General features: G+C 75.8%; 1 protein-coding gene. It reads right to left on the reverse strand.

The annotated features are described in order from the left end of the window. The coding region (locus ODJ79_RS46850; protein WP_263030216.1) for an NAD(P)(+) transhydrogenase (Re/Si-specific) subunit beta at positions 1-311 on the reverse strand (311 nt) is incomplete at its 3' end. Positions 312-326: the final 15 nt, after the last annotated feature.

Below are 326 nucleotides of genomic sequence, written 5' to 3' on the forward strand. Positions count from 1 at the left end.
GCCACCGCGATGCCGGTGAGCAGGATCGGCGGCGCATCGGAAGCGGCCACGAACCAGATGCCGAGCGCCACGGCGACCGCCGCGAGCCCGGCCGAGATCTCCCGTCCGAACGGGACGGTCAGCGGGCGGCCGGGGATGCGCCCGGCGAGCTTGCCCGAGGCGACCAGCGAGCCGGTGAAGGTGAGCGCGCCGATCGCCACGTCGAGCACGCCGGTCACGGCGGCCTGGGTGGAGGCGGCGCGGTCGCCGAGCGCGATCAGGGCGGCCGCGCCGCCGCCGACCGCGTTGAACAGGCTGACCAGTTGCGGCATCGCGGTCATCCGGAC

This window comes from Actinoplanes sp. KI2, from assembly GCF_025630775.1.
Classification (GTDB): Bacteria; Actinomycetota; Actinomycetes; order Mycobacteriales; family Micromonosporaceae; genus Actinoplanes.